Raw genomic sequence first — 21873 nt, forward strand, 5'->3', positions numbered from 1 at the left:
AAATATCCCCTTACAGAGAATATGTTACATTCACTCCCTTTTACTTTCAAACCAATCTATTCTAGTTAATTTCATATTAATAAAATCGATCCAATCTCCTTCACATTCTAAATCCTTTTCATCAATACTTACTGTTACAAACCCAATTTTTTCGTACACTTTCTTAGCTCTTGGATTAAAATCATACACAGCCAAATTCAGGTGGTCCAGATTACTGTTTTGAAAGATGTAATCAATAAACAGCTGCGTCGCTTCTGTACCTAAACCACGGTCTCTCCCTCTTGGGCCAATCAGTATTCTAAAATTCATGCTTTGACTACTCTCATCATAAAGATTAGCGACCACTTCTCCCACTAAGATATCTTGTGCTGGATCCACTATCGCAAGATCTAAACGTTCCGTTTGGTCATTTCTGGTTTGGTACCATTTATAAATGGACTCCCTATGAAAATCTGGAGTACTTCCAGTGAGTTTAATCACTTCAGGATCCTTCAAGCATTCCTCTATATAAGGAAAGTCCCCTTCTGTAAAAGGTCTTAGAGTCACTTTCTTCCCCATAATTAGCGGCTTATAGCTTAAGTCAACCATCTTACTCACACTCCGATTATGTCATTGATGATTGTTACTTCGACAGACTAGGACTTTAACCCTTTTTTCAAAAATACTCTAAAAACACTGATATCATGTGACACTAATCACAGCTAGATAAAATAATGCGAGTAGAATAAAGGTATGAACTTTTCCAATGTATGGAAAATACTCATACTTATTATTAACTTCCCGAGCAGGGAACAGGAGGAAACGATTATGGTGGTAAATTTCATCAGAAACAATAAAATGAGTGCTTATCTGTTAACAATTTTAAGAATGTATTTAGGCTATACGTGGATGGTAGCAGGCTGGGGGAAGATTACAGGAGAAGGATTTGACGCAACGGGCTATTTAAAAGGTGCTATCGCAAACCCAGTTGCTGGCCCAGATGGTGTGGTGTATGGATGGTATGTCACCTTCTTAGAAACTGTAGCTCTTCCTAACGTATCTTTATTTAACTTCTTAGTAGCGTGGGGTGAATTATTAGTAGGATTAGGTCTAATCCTTGGCTGCTTTACAACCGCAGCCGCATTCTTCGGGGTACTCATGAACTTCGCCTTCATGCTTGCAGGAACCGTAAGCCATAACCCAACTGACATCCTGATGGGAATCATCATCATGGTTGCTGGATACAATGCTGGCCGATACGGCCTGGACCGTTGGGTGATCCCAATGATTAAAAAGATTACGACAAGAGAAAAAAAGAAAGAACAAAATAAAAAACCAGTTTCAATATAGTGGGTCATAGGGACAGGTACCTTGTCCCTTTTTTTTGATCATTAAAAGTCACCTTCTGTTCCTCAGTCCTAACTTCCACCTAGTTTAAATCCCGCTCTTGAAAACTTACACCTTTTTTAAACTAAGTTGAAATAGTGTGATACAGGTCACAGTCAAGCATACAGATATGATTTATAGTAAGAGTACGAACTAGTTCAAAACAATTTGTGAAACACTTCACAAGATAACTTCCCAATTAGGGAACAGGAGGAAACCAAAATGATTGTAAACTTCATAAGAACTCATAAAATTAGTGCATATATCTTAACCGCTTTACGACTATTTTTAGGCTTTGCTTGGATGACAACTGGCTGGCGGAAATTAACGGGTGGAGGATTTGATGCGACTGGTTATTTAAAAGGAGCGATCGCTAATCCCGTTGCTGGGCCAGATGGAATCGTGTATGGTTGGTACGTCGCTTTCTTAGAAAATGTTGCTCTACCAAACGTAGCAGTGTTTAACGTCTTAGTTCCACTCGGTGAATTCTTAGTAGGTTTAGGTTTAATTTTAGGTTGCTTTACAACAGCCGCTGCATTCTTCGGAGTAGTAATGAACTTCGCCTTCATGCTGGCTGGAACGGTGAGCCAAAACCCAACTGACATCCTGATGGGATTCATCATCATGGTTGCTGGTTATAACGCTGGTCGATATGGTTTAGACCGTTGGGTGCTACCACTGATTAAGAAGATAATCGTAAGAAATGATAACAAACCAAACAACCCTAATAAAGATGAAGTAAACAATAAACCGGTTGCTGCTTAAAACAAATAAAATGTGCCTTAACCCCAGCTGAAAGTTATATGATAAACCTGGGGTTAGGCACCTTTTTTATCTTAAAAAGCCAAGATTAAAGGTCTACAATCACATTCCTAAGTATCAGAAGGAACGTTTTCCGTAATAAATAGTTTGTATTCTTTTATAAATGGCTCAGCTTCTTCTATAAACGGGTAATGGTTACTTCTCTCAAAAACCACTAATTTAGAGTTAGGTATTCCCTTATTTAATTCAACAGAATAGATTAATGGACATTGTACATCATATCTGCCACAAATGATTAAGGTGGGGGTTGTTATAAACGTCAACTTCTTCGTCACATCATATATTTGCAATTCCCTGTTAAAAAAGTTCATGCGAATTGCAGAGATTTCTTTACTTATATCCTTTGAAAAGAGCTCATCATATTTTTCAGACTCAAATAAAGATAATTTTGTTCTTTCGATTTTTAGCGCAATTCTCTCTCCTGATTGTAGATCTGAACGTTTTAAGGCTTCATTTAGCTCTTGCATTCTATGAAATCTAGGATGCTCAGGGTTATAGATACAATCTTTAGAGAATGTCATGTACTCTCTTGCAGCTGCCCCAACCATTACATTAAACGATAAACGTTCTGAATAATAGATTCCATAAATGATCCCTAGCATCCCTCCAGTGGAATGGCCTGCAAATCCCCATTGGTCAAACCCTAGTTCTTCACGAATAGCTTCTAAATCGAATATAGATTCCAACATACTTAACTGATAATGCTCTTTTGCTTTCACTGAATACCCTGATTCTCTTAGATTAATTAAATAGACTCGGTTTGTTTCTGTAAATGATTCCGCAAAATAATCCCCTGTGTGGTTAAAGATCGAGTAATGATGGGTGACACAAATTGGTGTCCCTTTCCCCTTTTCAAATATTTCGAATTCCCCACGTGATGTATGAAGTATTTTTCTTTCCCAATTTCTCACAAACATTCCCCTTTTGGATGAATCATCTGTTAAAAATCATTTCTCACCGAAAACTACATCAAATAAATAATAAGATAATTCAGTGCCTTCAAAGCTTTCTTGTATAAGATCTCCTTGCTTATTTCTCTTTTCTTCTATTTTCTTCATGGCCATGGTTATAACATAATGACCTTCAACCGAAAACTTTTCATCATCTACTAACTGTATTTCTTCCCCATTAGATATAAAGTATTTTTCTTCGTTACTTTTTTCTCGTACGTTTATTCGTTCCCCTGAATTTTGGATCACATAGTAAGAATAGTCACCCTTCTCATATGTTAGTTCTTTCACATCAAGTAGAGAAAGATGTTCAAAGAAACGCCCTGCTTCCATTAGTTCATAATATTGAAGCCACGTATCAAGCTGACTTTGGGTAACTCTGTACACGCCTTTTCCAAAATCATATCGAACCTCGTAAAGATGATAGATCGTACCATCATGACCTATTAATTGCCAGCTTAAATCTGTAATGTCTCCATCCTTCAAATAATTTATATTAAAGTTTTGAATCATGACATTATGATTATTTAAATCTAATTCTCTCGTAACCCGTTCATATTCTGCTTGGAAGTTTAATTCATAGACTGACTCCAGTTCGTGTTCGATCATAATGGGGCGGCTTTCATATGAATGAATAGCATAAGGTAAAATGTAATTCATAAATACAAAAGCAACCAAACCAAAAACTGCAGCCATTCGTTTTACCTTCACATTTAACGTAGGTCGAAAAAATAACAGGTACACGATAAAGCCCAGTGGGAGTGAGAATTGATTGAGATTTAAGGAAAATGTTCCTAGCAAGAAGTAGCCAATGATCTTAATCGAAAAATTTTCTTCTTCTTCTCCCTTTTTCCTAATCAAGTATATAATACTAACAATAAGTACAACTGTGTACAGATTAGTTTCCATTTTCCCCCCCTATATAAAACTTCATTTAAGTAGGTCTTCAAATATACTATTCTGTAGGGGGAAAATTAATCCTTCTTTAAAGGAATTCCCCTTACCCCTTCCTACAACACCATCTGATTGCTATCTTCTGATATAGGTGTTTCATTCCAATTTTTATAAACATTTACGACTCAAAACCATTTCCAATTAACATACGTTCCATTTCTTTAGGAAAAACGTATCGTAAACTGATATTGGTTTTGATCTCACTCCCTACTCGTCCATCTATATTGATATACTTCCTGATCGTTGTGTTATGTTGCACTTGATTAAGAGAGTCATATGTACTTTTTGTGTATACATTGACTTTATGCTGTGTTTCATGATCTATGTACGTTCTTATAGAGGAGGTTTTCAATAATAAATGAAACACTGAAACGACTAAAAAACATTGTTCACTGAACAATGCTTAGTGCTGGTAATTCTATGTACATCATATTAGGTCAGTAGTCTTCTCATTTCTTTTTGGTATGAAAAAAGCCAAAATTCTTAAGGTCAACTTTCTTTCCCCTAAATCCTAATGAAAGAGGATAAAATATAATAATCGTCATCATGACACCCATAAATACATAATTAATTTTGTCGTCCATCACCATATTTGAATACACGTCTAGAACATACAAGCCAATACTTGAAAGAGTCCCAATACCAACGGAAACAAGCCCATTTACTATCCAAAAATTCCAGCCCATATTTCGTAATAACCTTCCCATATAGAAAAAAATTACCATAAACAGGATGATCATCAAAAGATACAGAAATCCATTAGCTTCAAGCTTATTCAATAGCACACGATCCTTTACCTATTTTAGAAGTAATAACTTTCTTCTATTTTTCACAATAAATGTATAACTAATTCAGAAGTAAGTAAAAAGCATTGTTCATTGAACAATGCTTTTTACTTCTATATAGATACCACTTCCACCAGGTATCTCGTTTATAATCCTTTATGAACTTGATCGGAAAGGTGCTTTACCGCATTGTTTAATGCTTTAATCTCTTCCATTGACATACCAGAAGCCTCAAGGAGAGCACTTGGGATACACGTACTTTTTTCTTGAAGTGATAACCCTTTTTCAGTAATGGTTACCAACACAATTCGTTCATCTTTTGGATCCCGCTGTCGTTTGATCAGGTCTGCTGCTTCCATCCGTTTAAGCATAGGTGTCAGTGTACCAGAATCTAAGTCTAGTAATTCACCAAGTTCTTTAACAGAGCTGTCTTGTTTGTCCCATAGTACTAACATAACTAAATATTGTGGATACGTTAAGTCCATCTCGTCTAAAAACGGACGAAACAAACGGAGTATCGCTCTAGAGCTAGCATATAAGGAAAAACAAAGTTGATTTTCCAATTTCATATCAGCTATATGTATATCTTTCAAAAGTGAGCACCTCTTATTTTTTAAATATTGTGTATTAATTTTATCAAATTAAATATGAAACACAACATTCAATTTTACAAAATTCAATTGTTGACAACCTAAATTGCCTCTAGTAGTATTTTCATATAAATATTTTGTACATACGATACTTTTATCTTTCAGTAGGTAAAAAGTCACGATTTTTATAAATACGTATGTTACATAGTCACTACTAAATGGATTAGAGAAATAGTCTGTGACAGTAAGGAAATGAATACCATCATTAAATTTACTAATAATTTTGCCGATAATATGATTGAGTTTACTTTAAAGGATACAATTACAATTTGTAGAAGAAATTGAATCCGTAACAGATCAACTCACATTGATGTCAAAAGATCTTGATGCACTAATTCATCAAGCTAAAGAATAAACACCAAGTTTACCATTATTCACTAACTGGACTAGGTTTAGGCTTGAAGAAAGGACCATTGTCATGCAAATACCATACTCAGAAGTTCAACATTATCATAAATTCCAAGACACCGCATGGGAGATTCTTCAGTCCTTGCGTCAACTAATCGGTCCAGGTACCTTTTTTGTTTCTCACATGGACAAAGAACATTTTTCTATTGTGAAATCTCTGATTGATAGTGACATTATTTTAACTGAAGGGTCAAGGCTTCCGTTAGAAGAGGCCTATTGACAGTACTTATATAAAAGTAACCGTGAGTTACTAAAAATTATTCATTCGCTAGATTCAGAGTTAACCTGTCATCTAAGAATAACAAAGGAATTGGGCATCGGATCTTATCTAGGTGCACCCCTTGTGACTGACGATGGCAAAGTGTTCGGTAGTCTAGTCGTTCTTAAAACACATGCTAATTCCTTTTCTCAAGAAGACGAAGGTTATATCAAACTATTTTCTCACATTCTATCTACCCTGATTCATCACGAATATAACCGAATTCATGAATCAATTACAGATCAGTATAATCTCTCGTTTTTCAAAGAGCTCTGTCAAAGAGAAAACATTCAATCAGGCGGGGTGTTCTCCCTAGATATCGATCGCTTTCGTTACATCAATGACCGTTACGGATATTCAGCTGGTAATAGTCTATTAAAGCAAGTCGCTGACCGAATAAATTCAAGCTTACAAGGGGAGTATTTTTTACTCAAAGGAAACGGGGATGAATTTGTCCTCTTTTCACCTGGAGTGGAAAATGGTGAACATATAAAAGAAATAACTACCAAACTCCTCTCTCTATTTAAGCAGCCTTTTCGAATAAAAGAATATGACGTCTATATGACGACTAGTATTGGGGTTTCTTTGTTTACGAGTGAAAATGTCCAGGTAGATCTGGTGTTTAAGCAATCAGAACTAGCAATGTATGCTGCTAAAGCAAATGTTGGAAATCAATATCAGCTCTATACAACCATCTTAGATAAAGAAAGTATTAGAAAACAAACCATTTTAAATGATCTACTCAGCCCCCATGTGAAAAAGGAGTTTTATTTACTATATCAACCGCAGTTTTGCTTGAATTCAATGGAGCTTATTGGAGTAGAGGCACTTGTTCGTTGGAAGCATCCGGACCTCGGAATGATCTCACCTGGGGAGTTTATCCCGCTTGCTGAAGAAACAGGCAAAATCATTGAACTTGGCGACTGGGTATTAAACCATGCCTGTCAGGAGTTCAAGCAGTATCTTATAAACCATCAGATACAGACGGAAGTTAAACTTTCTGTTAACACATCGGTACTAGAATTTCAGCAACCTGATTTTGAGGAAAGAGTGTTTTCGGCTCTAACACTTAGTGGGTTAAGTCCCCATCAACTGGAGTTAGAAATCACAGAGAATATCGCGATGGAAGCTGGTTCTCATATTTATAACAAGATGGCTTTACTCAAGCAGCAAGGAATTCAAATTGCCATTGATGACTTTGGCACAGGCTATTCGTCTTTAGGCTATTTAAAGGAATATCCCATCACCACTCTTAAGCTCGATCGTTCCTTGATTCAAGAAGTCGATCAGGACCCAAAGCAAAACGAGATTGTTAAGGGGATTACTAACATCGCCATTGCCCTTCAACTTCAAGTGGTTTGCGAAGGAATTGAGACAGAAGATCAGCTTCAGACCTTGAGGGAGCTTGGACCAATTATTGGACAAGGGTATTTATTAGGGAAGCCAGGTACTTTGGATCAGTTGTTTGATTCCTCACTTACTTTAGCAAAACTAGCAGATACAAACCTAATATAGAGTAACTTATATTAAAAAAAAGTTTATTAGAGAAAGGTGAACGAAACAGTATGAAAAGTATTAAATATAAGGTGTTACTAGGATTTTCTATTATTCTACTTATCCTAGTCGCATTATCTTCCTATGTTTTCGTTAATATCATGAATTTTAACAAAGAAGTAGAACAAGTCGTGGAAAAGGACCTAGAGATCTTGTTAGCTGACCAAAAACTTTCCTTTAACATGAGTCAGCGAATTGCCCTAGCAAGAGGATATGTTCTATTCGGTGATCCATCCTATAAGGAATCATTCGACCAATATACACAAGAAAGCAAGCTGATTCAATCACAAATTCTGGCACTAAGTGACTCTGACAAAGCAAAACCATTTATTGATGCAAGTATTGAGTGGAGACAACAAATTCAAGAGAAAGTATTTGATGAATATGATCGAGGGAATAAAGAGCAAGCGTTAAACTATCTAGAAAATGAAGGAACGGAAGTGGGCCGAGAAATTATGGATGGCTTTAACGAGCTTTCAAAAACTAGAGAGGAGATCATTGTTACCAATAGTAAGAATCTAGTGAAAAATGGAGTTACACTGGAAACGGTAACGTTGATTTTAACTGTCCTTAGTATCGTTTTAGGGATTATTATTGCTCTTGTTATTTCGAGAATGCTGATTAAGCCAATTATTCAAGTAGTGGATCGTGTGAAGACCATTGCTAAAGGTGACCTAACAGGTAAATTGCTTGAAGTTAAAACGAAAGATGAAATGGCTACTCTTAGCCACTCAATTAACGAGATGGTAGTCAATCTAAGAGGGTTAGTACATCAGGTTCAGGAAACGTCTGACCAGGTCGCTGCGACATCTGAGGAGCTAACTGCAAGTGCGGAACAAAGCAGTCATGCTAGTGAAGAGATTACTTCTAACATCCAAGAATTAGCTTCTGGTTCAGAGCATCAAGCGAAGCAAGTTGAAAATGCTTCCGAGACGATTAACCAGATGATCGCAAGTGTAACTCAAGTATCAGCAAATACCGATACGGTTACAGCTACTGTAGATGAAACAGCTGTCAAAACAAAAGAAGGTAGTCAAGCAATCAATCAGTCCGTTAATCAAATGAACGAGATTGCCAATACAGTTCAGAACCTAAGCCATGTCGTGAAAGGGCTAGGCGAGCAATCAAGGGAAATTGGTGAAATCGTTACGGTAATTACGGGTATTGCAGACCAGACCAACCTACTCGCTCTTAACGCGGCAATTGAAGCTGCAAGAGCTGGAGAGCACGGAAAAGGTTTTGCGGTAGTCGCTGATGAAGTGAGAAAGCTTGCAGAAGAATCTGCAAAGTCGTCCAAAGAAATTGCTCAGCTTGTTTCAACAATCCAATCAGAGACGTCCAAAGCTATTACGTCTATGGATTCTACGATCAAAGAAGTGGACAATGGAATTGAGACTGCCAAAATAGCGGGAGATTCCTTCCAACATATTAGAGAAGCCATCAATACGGTAACGGGGCAAGTAAAGGAAGTTTCAACTGCTATGAAGGAAATGAGTGCAGGAACAGAAACTGTCCTACAAAGCATCCATGCTGTTGCTCAGATTGCGGAAGAATCAGCTGCAGGCACTCAAAATGTTTCAGCATCTTCTGAAGAACAACTTGCCTCCATGGAAGAGATTACAGCCTCTGCTACTAATTTATCTCACATGGCGGAAGAGCTAAGTAGACAGATTGGTAGGTTTAAAATATAGGAGTCTTAGTTGGCTAACAAGCAAATTAAATACAATAGTAAAAAGGGTACTAATCCATCATGGATTAGTATCCTTTTTACTGACATACATCATTTACAAGAATCCCCATTAAGCTTAAAACCGTATTAAAAACACCAAAGATTCCTATACTGTTAAAAAAAGTCTGAATTGGAGGTGGAGTTATTATGGGAGATCAGATTGAATCATTACATTGGTTTTATGTAATCGTTATGGCAGCTGGAGCTTTGTATTTTTATCTATTAAGTAGAAATCCACAGGGTGTCTATCGATACGAATATGTAATTGCAATTTTCATTCCATGTTGGTCAGGTGCTGCTTACCTATCCATTGCTTTAGGACAGGGGTTCTTAGAGGTTCAAGATCGATTCGTCTATTTTGCAAGATACCTTGATTGGGTCGTCACAACCCCCTTATTATTACTTGCGCTTGCACTGACAGCGATGTTTCTTAAAGAACAGAAAGACAAGGCACTGATTGGTTCCTTAATAGGAGCAGATGTGTTTATGATTTTAACCGGTCTCATCGCGGATTTTTCAACAGGATTTCAAAAATATATATGGTATACGCTAGGAGTCTTTGCCCTTCTTATCATCCTTTATATCATATGGTACCCATTAAGAAAGATAGCCGATTCTTCAGGCCTAGAACTAAGTAAACATTACAAGCGAACAGCTGCCTATCTTACACTCTTTTGGATTGCCTACCCAACAGTGTGGTTATTAGGTCCTTCTGGGCTTGGACTTACACAGAACATCACAGATGTCACCGCGTTTATTATACTTCCAATCTTTTCGAAAGTTGGTTTTAGTATTTTAGATCTTTGGGGATTACGGAAAATAGGTTTACGGAAAGTAAGTAATATGAATGTATCTGGATAAGAGATCTTAGGGATAGATCCTGATATAAAAAAACAAATCTAGAAGGAACTAGATTTGTTTTTTTGTTTAACACGACCATTAACATACTAAAGACAATATCTGCCTATACGGACAGTTGACTGTTGCTAATTAATTAGACCCTTAAACCCATTATGTCTTACTAAGGAGAACATAATTAGATCATAAAACACTCCTCTTGAAAATTGATAATCTCGAAGCACGCCTTCTTGTGCAAATCCCAACTTTGTTAATACCTGTTGTGAAGGGATATTTTCTCCTCTCACAGTTGCACCAATACGATGAATCTCAGTTTGGTCAAAAGCATAGCTAATAACGGCCTTTAATGCTTCCGTTACGAAGCCCTTACCCCATTCTAATTTAGTAATCTCATAACCAATCTCTACTCTTTTATGGTGATGGTTCATATTATGAAATCCTATTGATCCAATGAGTTGATTTGTATCTGAAAGGGCAATCCCCCATCGTACAGCCTTCTTTTCTTCATACCCTTTTTGAAATTGAGTAACCAGCTGAATAGCTTGTTCTAAGCTAGTAAAAGAGTCAATTCCATAAAATTGTGTCACTTCATCATCAGAAAAATATTCGTATATATGTTCAGCATCTTCTTCAGAAATGGGTCTTAGTGTTAGTCGTTCTGAATGTAGAATTGGAAATTGATTAAATAGATTTTTCATCTAACAGATCACTACTTTCTATTATCAAACTAGTATGAAATCATTACAGCACAGGTTTACTTTAATTAATATAGTAATCTCTAAGATTAACGACCTTCTGCTCACCTTTGCGTATGATTTCCACAACCACTTGAGCCTCATAGCCTGCCTTATAATCATAAATTTCGGCAGGCTCACCTTTAACAGCTTTGATAATATGAGCAAGAATCCAAGGATACATGAAAGGCTCATCCAGGGTGACGTCTTCCAAAGGTAAGCCATTCTTGGCTGCTTGAACTCCTGAAAAACTGAATGCAATGACACCTTCAGTCCCGATCGCTGAAAGTGATACTTCTTCTTTAATACTTGGGTCCACCATGCCATCAATCACAATAGAATGACCAGACTCAAGAGTTAACTTGGCTTTAACTTTGGTCTCTGATTCTGTAGAACTTGGATATTCCAATTCACTTTGAATTTCTATGATTCTACCAAACACTCTCTGAATGGCTTGAATAAGATGAACACCTTGCTCTAGCAAAAAACCACCGTTTCTTGTTGAAATCCAATCGTTTTGCTGCCACTCGGGTGGCCAGCTACTATAATGCATGTTTAATTCAATGTGGTTCAGTTCACCCATATAGCCATCATCAACCATCTTATGAAACTTATTTAGTGCAGGTAAATAGTTCTGACCAAAATGAACAGCATGAACAATGTTTTTATCTTTTACATCAAGTAGCATGTTTCTTGCACTTTCAAGAGATTCAGCTAACGGCTTCTCACAAAAGATATGAATTCCTCGTGCAGCAACGTCCTTCGAGATTACTTCATGTGTTGAAGGAGGTGTCGCGACATAGACTAAATCTATTACTAACGTATCTAGCATTTCTTCGTAAGATGTATACCAGTGTGGGATCTCATGTTTTTCAGCTAGTTCCTTTGCTAAGGTATCATTCACATCACAAATCGCCACTACTTCAAGTTCATCTTTCTTATGAAAAAATGGGATCGGATTTAAAATCCTTGATCCGAAAGCTCCTAAACCAATAATAGCCATCTTAATTGTTGCCATCTATTCATCTCCTAACATAATCATTTCCATATTTTATGTTAATAAAAAAAACAAAAAAAGATAGGTCTATAATTCACAGAATTTGTATGATATTATTAAGTTAAAGGTAAAGGACATTACATAAAATGAATCAAAGTGTAGAGAAGGATGTAAACTTCTCTGCACTTTTTTGTTGTAGAAATAGGCTGAATTTGTTATGTATTGTAAGATCATTAACCTCTAATTCTACTAACTCGCTGACACCATCGCTTTCTATTACCTTTTTGCTATCGTGCTTTAGCATCCACTGATTTACCATACGATAGGATAGTAGGATTACTACTGCAACAAGTAAAACTACTACTGTGATACCAATCCAGTATTCCCACTTATAAGACTTCTCTCTTCTTCCATATACTAATTAACCTTTTTTCACTTGAAAATATTTACTTCTAATAGTTTCTAATCTTTGTATTTACTGAACCATATGCGGTTAAATTGCTATCTTAATTATGAATACATCCTGATTTATTCATGAAAAAAATTATATGCTATCTCTTATCAATTGTATATATTTATTAATCACGCTTTTCCTTAAGTGAGGTTAGCTCTATTTCAGTTTATTTTTGAAAACGGTCAATTTCATATAAAAAACGACCACTCAAAAAAAGTGATCGTTTCGATAGGTATGTAGATAAGGAGATATTAACCTTCGTAAGCAGCTTGATTGGAAACCTGCCAAGTCACACCGAACTTGTCTTTCACTTGTCCGTATAGAGAACTCCAGAATGTTTGTTGAAGCTCCATTAGAACTTGTCCCTCTTCTTGCAAATTCCTGAATATTTCTCTAGTTTTTTCCTCTTGATTAATTAATAGAGCAATCGTTACTTGTGATCCGATTTGATAGGGGTTTCCAGGAAACGTATCAGATAGCATTAGATCTGTGTTACCAACCTTCAGATGTGCATTCATTACTCTGCCTTTGACTTCCTCGGCCATTGGGTATTCGGGATTTTCAGCTAAATCGCCAAACGTTTGAATACCGAGAACCTTTGCATCCAATGATTTTTCATAGAATTCAACTGCTTCTTTTCCGTTACCATTCAATACTAAATAAGGATGCATTCCTACAATCATTAGACACCTCTTTAAATGTTTTTTATAATCTTTAATTTTATCCTTCACATATTCTACCCGATAGTAGATTACTTAACAAATTTTAACAGTAGGGTTCCCTTTAATACTTAACTATATAACTACTGTCTTAACAGTTGCTCTTTCAAATTGCGGGAAAGCCGAAATCGAAAAGCGATCATTTTAAAATGACCGCTTTATTCCCTTCCAAATAGAGTTTACTATTCAGTAGGAAGTTCTTTTATTTGTTTAGTGAGTTCAATAAATTTTTTGTCTAGTTCAGCATATGCAGCATCATGTTGAGCGAGGAAACTAAGTCTACCTAACACTTCTTGCCTCTCTGATTCTAACTTTAAACGTAATTCTTCTATCTCATCTCTTTTTTGAAGTGCTTCAGAATATTGCTTTTGTATTTGCTTGTTTGAAATGACCAACTTATTTTCCGTTGTTTTTTCGAAAAAATATCGATCATGCGAAACCACTAGTAACGTTCCATTATACTTGGCTAATGTATCTTCTAATTGTTCCCGTGAAGGTAAGTCAAGATGATTGGTCGGCTCATCTAAAATAAGCACATCTTTTTCTTCTAGTATATAGGCCATCAATTTGCATTTTACACGTTCACCCATACTCATGTCCCGAATTGGTTCAGTCCACTGTGACGAGTGAAATCCTAGATGCTTCATTAAGTTTTGGACTTTTCCTCTATTCTGAAATGTTTCTTGGTAAAAAAGTTGCTCTGGTGTCTGATTTAATGGCAAATCAAATACTTCTTGTGTAAGATAACCAATACTTGCGGAAGGAGAGATCCATACATCACCTTCAACTGATTCCTCGCCCATGATTATTTTTAATAAAGTCGTTTTACCACAACCATTTAAACCTGTAATCGCTATTTTTTCTCCATATTGAATGGTGAAGTTTGCGTTTTGAAATAATATTCGTTCATCAAAGGACTTCGTTAGATTTTTAACCTCTAAGAATCGTTTCCCTACTTTATTAGATGTTTTCATAGAAAATTGCACGGTATATTCTGGCTCAACTGGTTTCACTTTAATTTTTTCAAGCTCTTTTTCTAAGCGTTTTTGTTTTGATTTCACCTGTGAATCCATACGTTTTGCTTTCACACGGTAATATTCCTTAAAGCCTTCTTTTTTTGTAGATTGTGCATGAGCCTTTTTCGACCAAGAAGTGAGTTCATCCATTTGACTTTCAATGCGTTCAACCATCTTTTTTTGCTTTTCATAATCTCGCTGCTGAGTAAGCCTTCTAAGTTGTCGCATCTCTTGATAGCTCGAGTAATTCCCTTTATGTTCAATCAGTTGATTCCCTTCGATTGACCATATTTTCGTTGCCATCGTATCTAAAAAATAACGATCATGAGAGACAAAGATAAGGGTTCCTTTATAACCCTCCATTTGCTGAATCAAGAATTCTTTACTTCGTTGATCAAGATGGTTAGTTGGTTCATCTAGCAGTAGTATATGAGCATGCTTGGCAAACCCACTTGCAAGCCGTGCTTTCAGTTTTTCTCCCCCACTCAATTTTTCAAATTCATGCGCGGGTACTTGCCATTTCTCCAATAGTTCAACTTCAAAAGCAGTCATATCTTCAGATGTATGTGATTCCGTTTCTTGTTCAAGCCTGACTACTTTTAAATCTTGCTGTAATCGTTGGATCTGTCCTTGTGTTGGTTCTAAATCATGATTAATTAATTGCAGTAGCGTGGATTTCCCAGCCCCGTTCTTACCAATAATCCCGATCCTGTCTCCTTGCTGCACACTAGCATATATCACATCAAAAACTTTAACATTCATTATGTCATAAGCAACATTGTGTAATTTTATTAGTTCTCTCATATCATCAATCCCTTTCAATAAAGGGAGGATTTAGACATTATTAGTAAATTAAAAAATCCTCCCATTTCAATGGAAGGATTAGCCGCACCTTAAGAGGATGAAATAAAACAAATAAGCTATTGTCGTTCATAGCTCTACAAGTTTATTAAAATGGGCAGACTAATCCAATTTTTGTTTGATTTGAAATATACCATTTCAAATTTCTAAAAATAAGATTAGTTATCCATCGTCCATCCATCACTCCTTTAGATCTTATAAAATTAGAATAGCACTATTTTTTTTATAATCAAAGTAATATTTTTACAAAATTCCCCTAATTAAAAACAAACTTTCCTACCTCAGTATCTGTTGTTAGCAATCTTGAAATGGATGTTTGGCTATAACGACCTTCTTAAAATATGATTACACCCTTTATGAATTGGGAATGTATAAAATAAGAGGAGGAGTGATTGAAATGAAACCATATTACAAATTTGCAGGAATGGTAATTACCTCTACCATACTGATGTTTCTATTTAAATATTGGAGTACTTATGAAGTTGGACATATATTTTTTAGTGAAAGTCGTTTATATATGGCTCTATTGATGGGTGCTACTATGACTTTCGTTATGTTACTATTTATGATGCATATGCTTAAAAACCGTAAAGTAAATATAGGGATTGCAGCTGCTAGTGTCATTTTATTTACCATCTCGTTGTTCTTACTTCGCAGCCAGGTCCTGGTGGATGATACCGATTATATGAAAGCCATGATTCCCCATCACTCAATTGCCATTTTGACAAGTGAACGGGCAGATATCACAGACCCGAGAGTACGAAACCTTGCTGATACAATTATTGAAACACAAAAGAAGGAAATTGCAGAAATGAAGGAATTGATTGAAGACCTTGAGGATAAGGAGTAGCTTGTCTTAAGTACGAACAAGCTCTTTAATACATTTAATAAAAATACAATTTTAGTAGTATAAGGTTAGGTACTTGAAATTTTCACTATGTCCCTGGCTTTTGTACTATTATATTTATATTTCCCCTGCCATTTTTGCCCGAATAAATAACAAAAAGCTCCACCAATGCGGTGGAGCTTTTTCCAATCCCTATGAGAAAACCTGTTTAGCAGGGTTATTGTATGAATTATGATAGCGTCCAATTGGAATCACATAAGGAGAATCAGATACAGGATCCTTAATGACAGTAGAAGTGAGACCAAATATATCTTCGATTAAGGTACTTGTAATGACCTTTGATGGTTCGCCCTCAGAGACAAGCTTCCCCTTTTTAAGGGCAAAGATATAGTCTGCATAACGTGCCGACAAGTTGATATCATGAAGAACCATAACAATCGTAGTTCCGTATTTTCGGTTAAGATCTGTTAGGAGGTCAAGAATTTCTATTTGATACGTGATATCTAAATAGGTTGTCGGCTCATCTAAAAACAAGATATCTGTTTGTTGGGCGAGAGCCATTGCAATCCATACACGCTGCCTTTGACCACCTGAAAGCTCATCAATATTACGATCGGCAAATTCAGTGATGTTCATCATTTCCAATGCTTCTGTAACTGCCTCATAATCCTGTTTGGTCCACCCTTTTAAGAACGTTTGGTGTGGATACCTTCCTCGGCCTACTAAATCTGCAACCGTTATACCCTCCGGCACAATAGGTGATTGAGGTAACAAACCTAGAACGCGAGCCAGCTGTTTAGGTGGAATTTTATTGATTGGTTTTCCGTCTAACGTAACTTGACCAGAAGTAGGCTTGATCAGCCTAGCCATCGTTTTAAGAAGTGTGGATTTTCCACAACCATTGGCTCCAATAATAATGCTAATTTTGTTACTTGGAATCGAAATACTAACATCATGTAGGATCGTATGATGATCATATCCAGCAGTGATTCCTTCAGCTTGATAAACATGTGTTGGTTTCATTATAAATCTCCCTTTCGATTCATTCGGATTAACAAGTAGAGCAAATATGGAGCACCAATAATGCCAGTAACGACACCAACGGGGTATCTAGCAACGAATGCAAATTGTCCGATAAGATCTGATGCTAACACTAAAATGATGCCAACTAGCCCTGCTGGAATAATAGGTGAAAACCCAGCACCCACTAATCTTTTGGCGATCGGTCCAGCAAGGAACGCGATAAATGCGATAGGCCCTGTCGTAGCAGTCGCTAATGCAATAATCAATACCGAACTAATGATCAGTAAAAGCCTTGTTTTATCAGTGTGAATACCAAGTGACGTTGCAGCTTGCTCACCAAGCTCTAATACATCTAATCGTTTCCCAAGTGCAACAATGACAGGTGTAAAAATCAGCACAGTCACAATCAAAGGATACAGATTCTCCATCTTCGCACCATTTAGACTACCACTTAGCCATCTCATTGCCGTAGGAATATCGTATAGCTGACCAATCAATAATAAATAAGAGATCACAGCACTTAGCATTGCCTGTATACCGATTCCGATTAAAATTAATCGACCAATTGAAAAAGAAGAACCTCTGGATAAAAGATAAATAATAATGACAGTAGCAAGCCCACCAAAAATGGAGGCAATTGATACAACGGTACTACTAGCTTGAAGCACGATGATACAAAACACAGCGGCCGCACTTGAACCAGCTGTAATTCCAATGACATTTGGATTGGCTAAGGGATTACGTAGCATCGTTTGAAAAACAGTACCCGCGACACCAAAAGCAAATCCTGCAAAAACACCTGCAACCATTCTTGGTAAACGTATAGAGCCCACTGCAAATGTTGCACCCTTCACTTCTTCACCGAGCAGAACACGAAGGATATCCTGAACAGGATAAATGGTGTTTCCAAGCATAAGCATCGTACAGCACAGTGCAAGGGCAATGATCACAAGTATAACGTTCACAAGGATAAAACGTCGACGTCTCTTTGTTCTACCTACCATTATAAGATTCATAGCTTCATTCATCATAACGCACGCATTTTCGCTTTCATAGTTATTAGGATTAAGATTGGAGCACCAATAAAGGCAGTGACGACACCAACCTCAAGCTCACCTGGGCTCCCAAGAAGTCGACCACATACATCTGAGATCATTAATATAATGGCACCGGTTAGCGCTGACATCGGAATAATGTATCGTAAATCTGGGCCAATCAATAGTCGTATGACATGTGTTGCCAATAAACCGATAAATCCAATTGGACCTGCAAGTGCTGTTGCGGCACCGCATAATACTACTCCTGCGAAAGCAGCAATCAGTCTTAGTGTTCCTGTTCGAACACCTAAGCCTGTTGCCACCTCGTCACCTAAAGCAATTGCATTTAGAGCTGGAGCAGTGAGTAGGGCAATTAGCATCCCAACGATCAGAAAAGGTAAAAAGATAGAGATAGAGTCCCAATTTCCAGACCCCACACTACCTACCTGCCAAAATCTGAATTGGTCCATCACGTTTGAGCGAGGAATCATCACTGCCATCACAAGGGATGATAAGGCAGCACTTGTCGCAGCTCCCGCTAAAACGAGTTTAAGGGGCGTGGCACCGCCACTCCCCATTGAACCAATTCCGAATACAAAAATGGCAGTTATGATTGCGCCTGCTAATGCAAACCAAATGTATTGACTAGCTGTACCAATGCTAAAAAAGGATATACCACAAACGACAAATAGTGCCGCACCTGTGTTTACTCCTAGTATGCTAGGATCTGCAATAGGATTACGTGTGACAGATTGCATCAGAGCCCCTGAAACTCCTAGTGCGGCACCACACATTATACAAAATACAGTTCTAGCAATTCGTTGGCGTACAACATTTGCTCCGTGGGTCTGTACATCTGGATGAAACAAACCATTCATCAGTTCATTCCATCCAATTGTACGAGATCCGAATGCAAGAGAAGCCAAGACACATATTCCGAGTAAGATCATTGAAAGGATGAATACTTTTATAAAGTTTTTCGGAATAAGTAACTGCTTATTTTGTGAAACGGATGTAGTACTCATATTACTTCACTTTGTTAACAGCTTCTGAGAGCAGGTTTAAGTACTCATCAAGTGTCGCTTCAATAGAAAGTGGGCTTGGAGTTCCCGCTGCTGCAAGTGGTGTATTATCTTCAATCACAACAACAGATCCTCTTTCTACAGCTGGAATCTTTCCGTAAATTGGGTCAGCTTGTAGAGTTGCTAGTGTTTCTGCATTTCCATAAGTTACGAAAATATCAGCATCGTTTAGCATGTCAGAATTCTCAGCACTTACTTCTAAGAAGAAGCTTCCATCAGTAAATTGACTTGAAATGCTTTCAGGGTAAACCATTCCTAATTCATCAGTAAGGAATCCACCACGTGGGTCTGCCGGTGAGTAAATGTAAAACTTAGATAGATCAGCAGCATTGATGCTTACGAATGCAGCTTTTTTACCTGCAAGGTCAGGAAATGCACTTGCCTTCTCTTCAATTAACTTTTCTGTATCTGCAATAAGTTGCTTACCTTCTTCTTCCATTCCCATACCCATTGAGTTGAATGTAACTTGTTCACGCCATGAAGCAACCCAAGGAGTCGTTTGATAAGCAATAACTGGAGCGATTTCACTTAATGTGTCATATTCTTCTTGAGTAATACCTGAGTATGCTGCAAGAATAACATCTGGATTAGAATCAGCGATTGCTTCAAAATCTAAACCGTCCGTATCCTGATAGATATTTGGGCTATCTTCACCTAGTTCGTTAATCTTTTCTGCCGTCCAAGGTAACATTCCGCTACCGTCTTGAACACCATAGTTTGCAGCTGAGAACCCTACAGGTACAACACCAAGAGCTAGAGCAACGTCATGGTTAGACCATGCAATCGTAGCAACGCGTTCTGGCTTTTCTTCAAGAACTGTTTCGCCGAATGCATGCTTAATCACAATCGGATATTCAGTGTTTGTTTCTTCTGTGTCCGTTGTTTCCGTGTTAGTAGACTTGTTCTCTGTTTCTTCTGGACTTGCTTCCTCAGTGGAGCACCCAACCATTACAACCATAAGTATAGCCATTAGCAGTGTTATTAATTTTGCTTTCATCTGTATTACCTTCCTTATCATGTTTTTGATTTTAAAAATGATTATCATTATCAATATAAATTAGTATGTTTTTATAAAATGTTTATATTCAATGGAATTTTAACTAACTGATGTGACCTCTCCATACTCCTCCTCTGATGGTATTGCCTACTACGAGAAAAAAGGATCCACTCTTTTCTAAGTATGTAACCTACTAGAATTAATTTCAATGTACAAAGTCTGGTAGTACGAAAAGCGCAAGCGCCCTGTTTAGCCCCGACAAGCAAATGTTCCTTCGAGAAAAAAAGGGTGGTTTTCCCTTTTATTCTCGAAGGGTTATTTGACCTAAGAAAAAGCTCTTTCCTTTTTCCTCCGAGGGGCTGGGCGCTGGAGCTAGACATAGACTCCAATCAAAAAAACTTATACTTTCTTATCTTTAAATATAACCTAACCTTCTAACAAAGTAATAGGTATAACCAACTTGTTTTAGTCTTTTAAGGAAACCCCTACGACCTAAAACAGAAGATCAAACTATCAAAATCATGTAAAAGGTTGAACTCGAGTGCAAGGCTAATTGTACATGATAATCATTATCAGTTAAATAGACACACCTAATTTAATCATTTTTGCAACTCATCTAATTGAAAATGATTCCCAAGTAGAATATACTTGCTTTACAAGGAGAATGAAAAATGAACAAAACATCTTACCAAGAATCTAAATCCGCCTTTATAGAAAAACTATCGTTCGAGCCTTTTAAATATGGAAACTATACGTTATACACGAACAAAAACAGGCCTGAACTTGGACATCTTATTAACTATTCAAGAGAAGGGTATTATGATTTATTGATCGCTGACTATACAATGCCTGAGGATTTTTCGCTGTCCTACAATAATCCGGAGCTACTAATGCGGTTTGGGGTCGTCTACGAGGGAATCACACAGTTTAAGATGGAAAATAATCCGGTATACACATTTACCCCTTCCTCCTTTTTTGTCCTAGAACAAGATCTTAAAGTCACAACAACGTGGAAAAAAGGACAACATTTTCATGGAACAGAAATTACTATATTCGAAGACTATTTTACCGAAGTGTTAAAGCCTAACTTTACAGATATCATCGATTTTCAGTCATTACTCAAAAACTATACGTATACGTACCTCCCATTAGAAATTACTGAAATCCTTGGACAATTACAACGTTTGAATCATGAACATTCATTAACTAGTATCTATTTAGAAAGTAAGATTCTAGAAAGTATCGCTATTTTAATCAATGAAGTGACGAAATCGAAGGAAAATGCCTTCACTAATCAAATTGACTATGGAAATATCCATATCGGTACGAACAGGGTCGTAAAGCTAACCTTTTCTGACATTCAAGCGATAAAAGAAGCACATGACATCCTACAAAAAAATTATCACAATCCCCCTACCATTAAGGCATTAAGTAAAAAGGTCTACCTAAATGAACAAAAATTAAAAGCAGGATTTTCAAAGCTGTACCACACATCCATTGGGGAATATATCAATAACCTAAGAATGTCACTGGCTGCAAACCTTTTATCTACCACCGACTTAGGGATCGAGGAAATAGCTGAAAAAGTTGGGTATAACTACTCTACTAACTTTACGAAAATGTTTAAAAAGACGTATGGGAAAACTCCGTTGCATTTTAGGAAGACGAAATGACGGGGACATACTAACGGCTATAGGCTAATTACTACTACCACTGACTACGTTGAATGGCCTCCTTTCATATAGAAAGAGGCCATTCACTAATAAAAAAGA

The 21873-nt window shown here is 37.0% G+C and carries 21 protein-coding genes and 1 pseudogene; 9 read left to right on the forward strand and 13 right to left on the reverse strand.

Features of this window, described 5'->3' with window-relative positions; all coding sequences use genetic code 11:
* Positions 1–30 precede the first annotated feature (30 nt).
* Positions 31–588 carry a GNAT family N-acetyltransferase gene (locus G4D63_RS04720; RefSeq protein WP_163178158.1) on the reverse strand — a complete coding sequence of 186 codons (558 nt, stop codon included), beginning with the start codon at positions 586–588 and terminating at the stop codon, positions 31–33.
* Positions 589–807: 219 nt separating this feature from the next.
* Between G4D63_RS04720 and G4D63_RS04725 the strand changes: the two genes are divergently transcribed.
* Both G4D63_RS04725 and G4D63_RS04730 read left to right on the forward strand, forming a co-directional pair.
* Positions 808–1329: a DoxX family membrane protein gene (locus G4D63_RS04725; protein ID WP_163178160.1), complete on the forward strand. Its 522-nt coding sequence runs from the start codon at positions 808–810 to the stop codon at positions 1327–1329.
* Between the two features lie 258 nt (positions 1330–1587).
* Positions 1588–2130: a DoxX family protein gene (locus tag G4D63_RS04730; RefSeq protein ID WP_163178162.1), complete on the forward strand. Its 543-nt coding sequence runs from the start codon at positions 1588–1590 to the stop codon at positions 2128–2130.
* A gap of 107 nt (positions 2131–2237) precedes the next feature.
* On the opposite strand, the gene G4D63_RS04735 is transcribed toward G4D63_RS04730, so the two are convergent.
* From G4D63_RS04735 to G4D63_RS04750, 4 genes are all read right to left on the reverse strand, one after another.
* Entirely contained in the window at positions 2238–3104 is an 867-nt protein-coding gene (locus G4D63_RS04735) for an alpha/beta fold hydrolase (protein WP_163178164.1), read from the reverse strand.
* Positions 3105–3134: 30 nt separating this feature from the next.
* Positions 3135–4046, reverse strand: coding sequence for a hypothetical protein (locus G4D63_RS04740; protein ID WP_163178166.1), 912 nt, complete (start codon positions 4044–4046; stop codon positions 3135–3137).
* A 494-nt stretch (positions 4047–4540) separates the two neighbouring features.
* Positions 4541–4870, reverse strand: coding sequence for a hypothetical protein (locus tag G4D63_RS04745; protein ID WP_163178168.1), 330 nt, complete (start codon positions 4868–4870; stop codon positions 4541–4543).
* A gap of 152 nt (positions 4871–5022) precedes the next feature.
* The gene (locus G4D63_RS04750) at positions 5023–5445 is read right to left on the reverse strand and encodes a MarR family winged helix-turn-helix transcriptional regulator (RefSeq protein WP_163178427.1); all 423 of its coding nucleotides are present in this window, start codon (positions 5443–5445) and stop codon (positions 5023–5025) included.
* A 499-nt stretch (positions 5446–5944) separates the two neighbouring features.
* On the opposite strand from G4D63_RS04750, the gene G4D63_RS04755 reads away from it, so the two are divergent.
* The 5 genes and pseudogenes from G4D63_RS04755 to G4D63_RS04770 all read left to right on the forward strand — a co-directional run bounded on the left by G4D63_RS04755 (position 5945) and on the right by G4D63_RS04770 (position 10337).
* Positions 5945–6154, forward strand: coding sequence for a hypothetical protein (locus tag G4D63_RS04755; protein ID WP_163178170.1), 210 nt, complete (start codon positions 5945–5947; stop codon positions 6152–6154).
* Between the two features lie 39 nt (positions 6155–6193).
* Positions 6194–7708 (forward strand): EAL domain-containing protein, encoded by a 1515-nt coding sequence (locus G4D63_RS04760; RefSeq protein WP_338023895.1) that lies wholly within the window; start codon positions 6194–6196, stop codon positions 7706–7708.
* 653 nt (positions 7709–8361) lie between these two features.
* Positions 8362–8496, forward strand: a pseudogene (locus G4D63_RS22400) (HAMP domain-containing protein); the annotation flags it as partial.
* Positions 8491–9438 (forward strand): methyl-accepting chemotaxis protein, encoded by a 948-nt coding sequence (locus G4D63_RS22405; RefSeq protein ID WP_420837801.1) that lies wholly within the window; start codon positions 8491–8493, stop codon positions 9436–9438. The pseudogene G4D63_RS22400 and the gene G4D63_RS22405, both read left to right, overlap by 6 nt.
* Positions 9439–9623: 185 nt before the next feature.
* Positions 9624–10337, forward strand: a complete 714-nt coding sequence (locus G4D63_RS04770; protein ID WP_163178176.1) for a bacteriorhodopsin — start codon at positions 9624–9626, stop codon at positions 10335–10337.
* A 125-nt stretch (positions 10338–10462) separates the two neighbouring features.
* On the opposite strand, the gene G4D63_RS04775 is transcribed toward G4D63_RS04770, so the two are convergent.
* The 4 genes from G4D63_RS04775 to abc-f form a co-directional block, all read right to left on the reverse strand.
* A complete protein-coding gene (locus G4D63_RS04775) occupies positions 10463–11032 on the reverse strand; it encodes a GNAT family N-acetyltransferase (protein ID WP_163178178.1) in 570 nt (189 codons plus the stop codon).
* 61 nt (positions 11033–11093) lie between these two features.
* Complete coding sequence (locus G4D63_RS04780) at positions 11094–12086, reverse strand: Gfo/Idh/MocA family protein (RefSeq protein ID WP_163178180.1); 993 nt, start codon at positions 12084–12086, stop codon at positions 11094–11096.
* Positions 12087–12770: 684 nt separating this feature from the next.
* Positions 12771–13202, reverse strand: coding sequence for a VOC family protein (locus tag G4D63_RS04785; RefSeq protein WP_163178182.1), 432 nt, complete (start codon positions 13200–13202; stop codon positions 12771–12773).
* Positions 13203–13420: 218 nt separating this feature from the next.
* On the reverse strand, positions 13421–15058 hold the full coding sequence (abc-f, locus tag G4D63_RS04790) for a ribosomal protection-like ABC-F family protein (protein WP_163178184.1): 1638 nt from the start codon (positions 15056–15058) through the stop codon (positions 13421–13423).
* 454 nt (positions 15059–15512) lie between these two features.
* Here abc-f and G4D63_RS04795 point away from each other — a divergent pair, with 454 nt between their 5' ends.
* Positions 15513–15965, forward strand: a complete 453-nt coding sequence (locus tag G4D63_RS04795; protein ID WP_163178186.1) for a DUF305 domain-containing protein — start codon at positions 15513–15515, stop codon at positions 15963–15965.
* Between the two features lie 189 nt (positions 15966–16154).
* On the opposite strand, the gene G4D63_RS04800 is transcribed toward G4D63_RS04795, so the two are convergent.
* Genes G4D63_RS04800 through G4D63_RS04815 form a run of 4 tightly spaced genes read right to left on the reverse strand, consistent with a single transcriptional unit; the run spans position 16155 to position 20101 of the window.
* Entirely contained in the window at positions 16155–16985 is an 831-nt protein-coding gene (locus G4D63_RS04800) for an ABC transporter ATP-binding protein (protein WP_163178188.1), read from the reverse strand.
* The gene (locus tag G4D63_RS04805) at positions 16985–18016 is read right to left on the reverse strand and encodes a FecCD family ABC transporter permease (RefSeq protein ID WP_163178190.1); all 1032 of its coding nucleotides are present in this window, start codon (positions 18014–18016) and stop codon (positions 16985–16987) included. Before G4D63_RS04805 ends, G4D63_RS04800 begins: the two co-directional genes overlap by 1 nt.
* On the reverse strand, positions 18013–19047 hold the full coding sequence (locus G4D63_RS04810) for a FecCD family ABC transporter permease (RefSeq protein ID WP_204559014.1): 1035 nt from the start codon (positions 19045–19047) through the stop codon (positions 18013–18015). The genes G4D63_RS04805 and G4D63_RS04810 overlap by 4 nt, the downstream gene beginning before the upstream one ends.
* Position 19048: 1 nt before the next feature.
* Positions 19049–20101, reverse strand: a complete 1053-nt coding sequence (locus G4D63_RS04815; RefSeq protein WP_163178192.1) for an iron-siderophore ABC transporter substrate-binding protein — start codon at positions 20099–20101, stop codon at positions 19049–19051.
* Positions 20102–20772: 671 nt separating this feature from the next.
* Between G4D63_RS04815 and G4D63_RS04820 the strand changes: the two genes are divergently transcribed.
* Positions 20773–21774 (forward strand): helix-turn-helix transcriptional regulator, encoded by a 1002-nt coding sequence (locus tag G4D63_RS04820; RefSeq protein ID WP_163178194.1) that lies wholly within the window; start codon positions 20773–20775, stop codon positions 21772–21774.
* The last annotated feature ends 99 nt before the right edge of the window (positions 21775–21873 follow it).

The organism is Bacillus mesophilus (assembly GCF_011008845.1).
Classification (GTDB): Bacteria; Bacillota; Bacilli; order Bacillales; family SA4; genus Bacillus_BS; species Bacillus_BS mesophilus.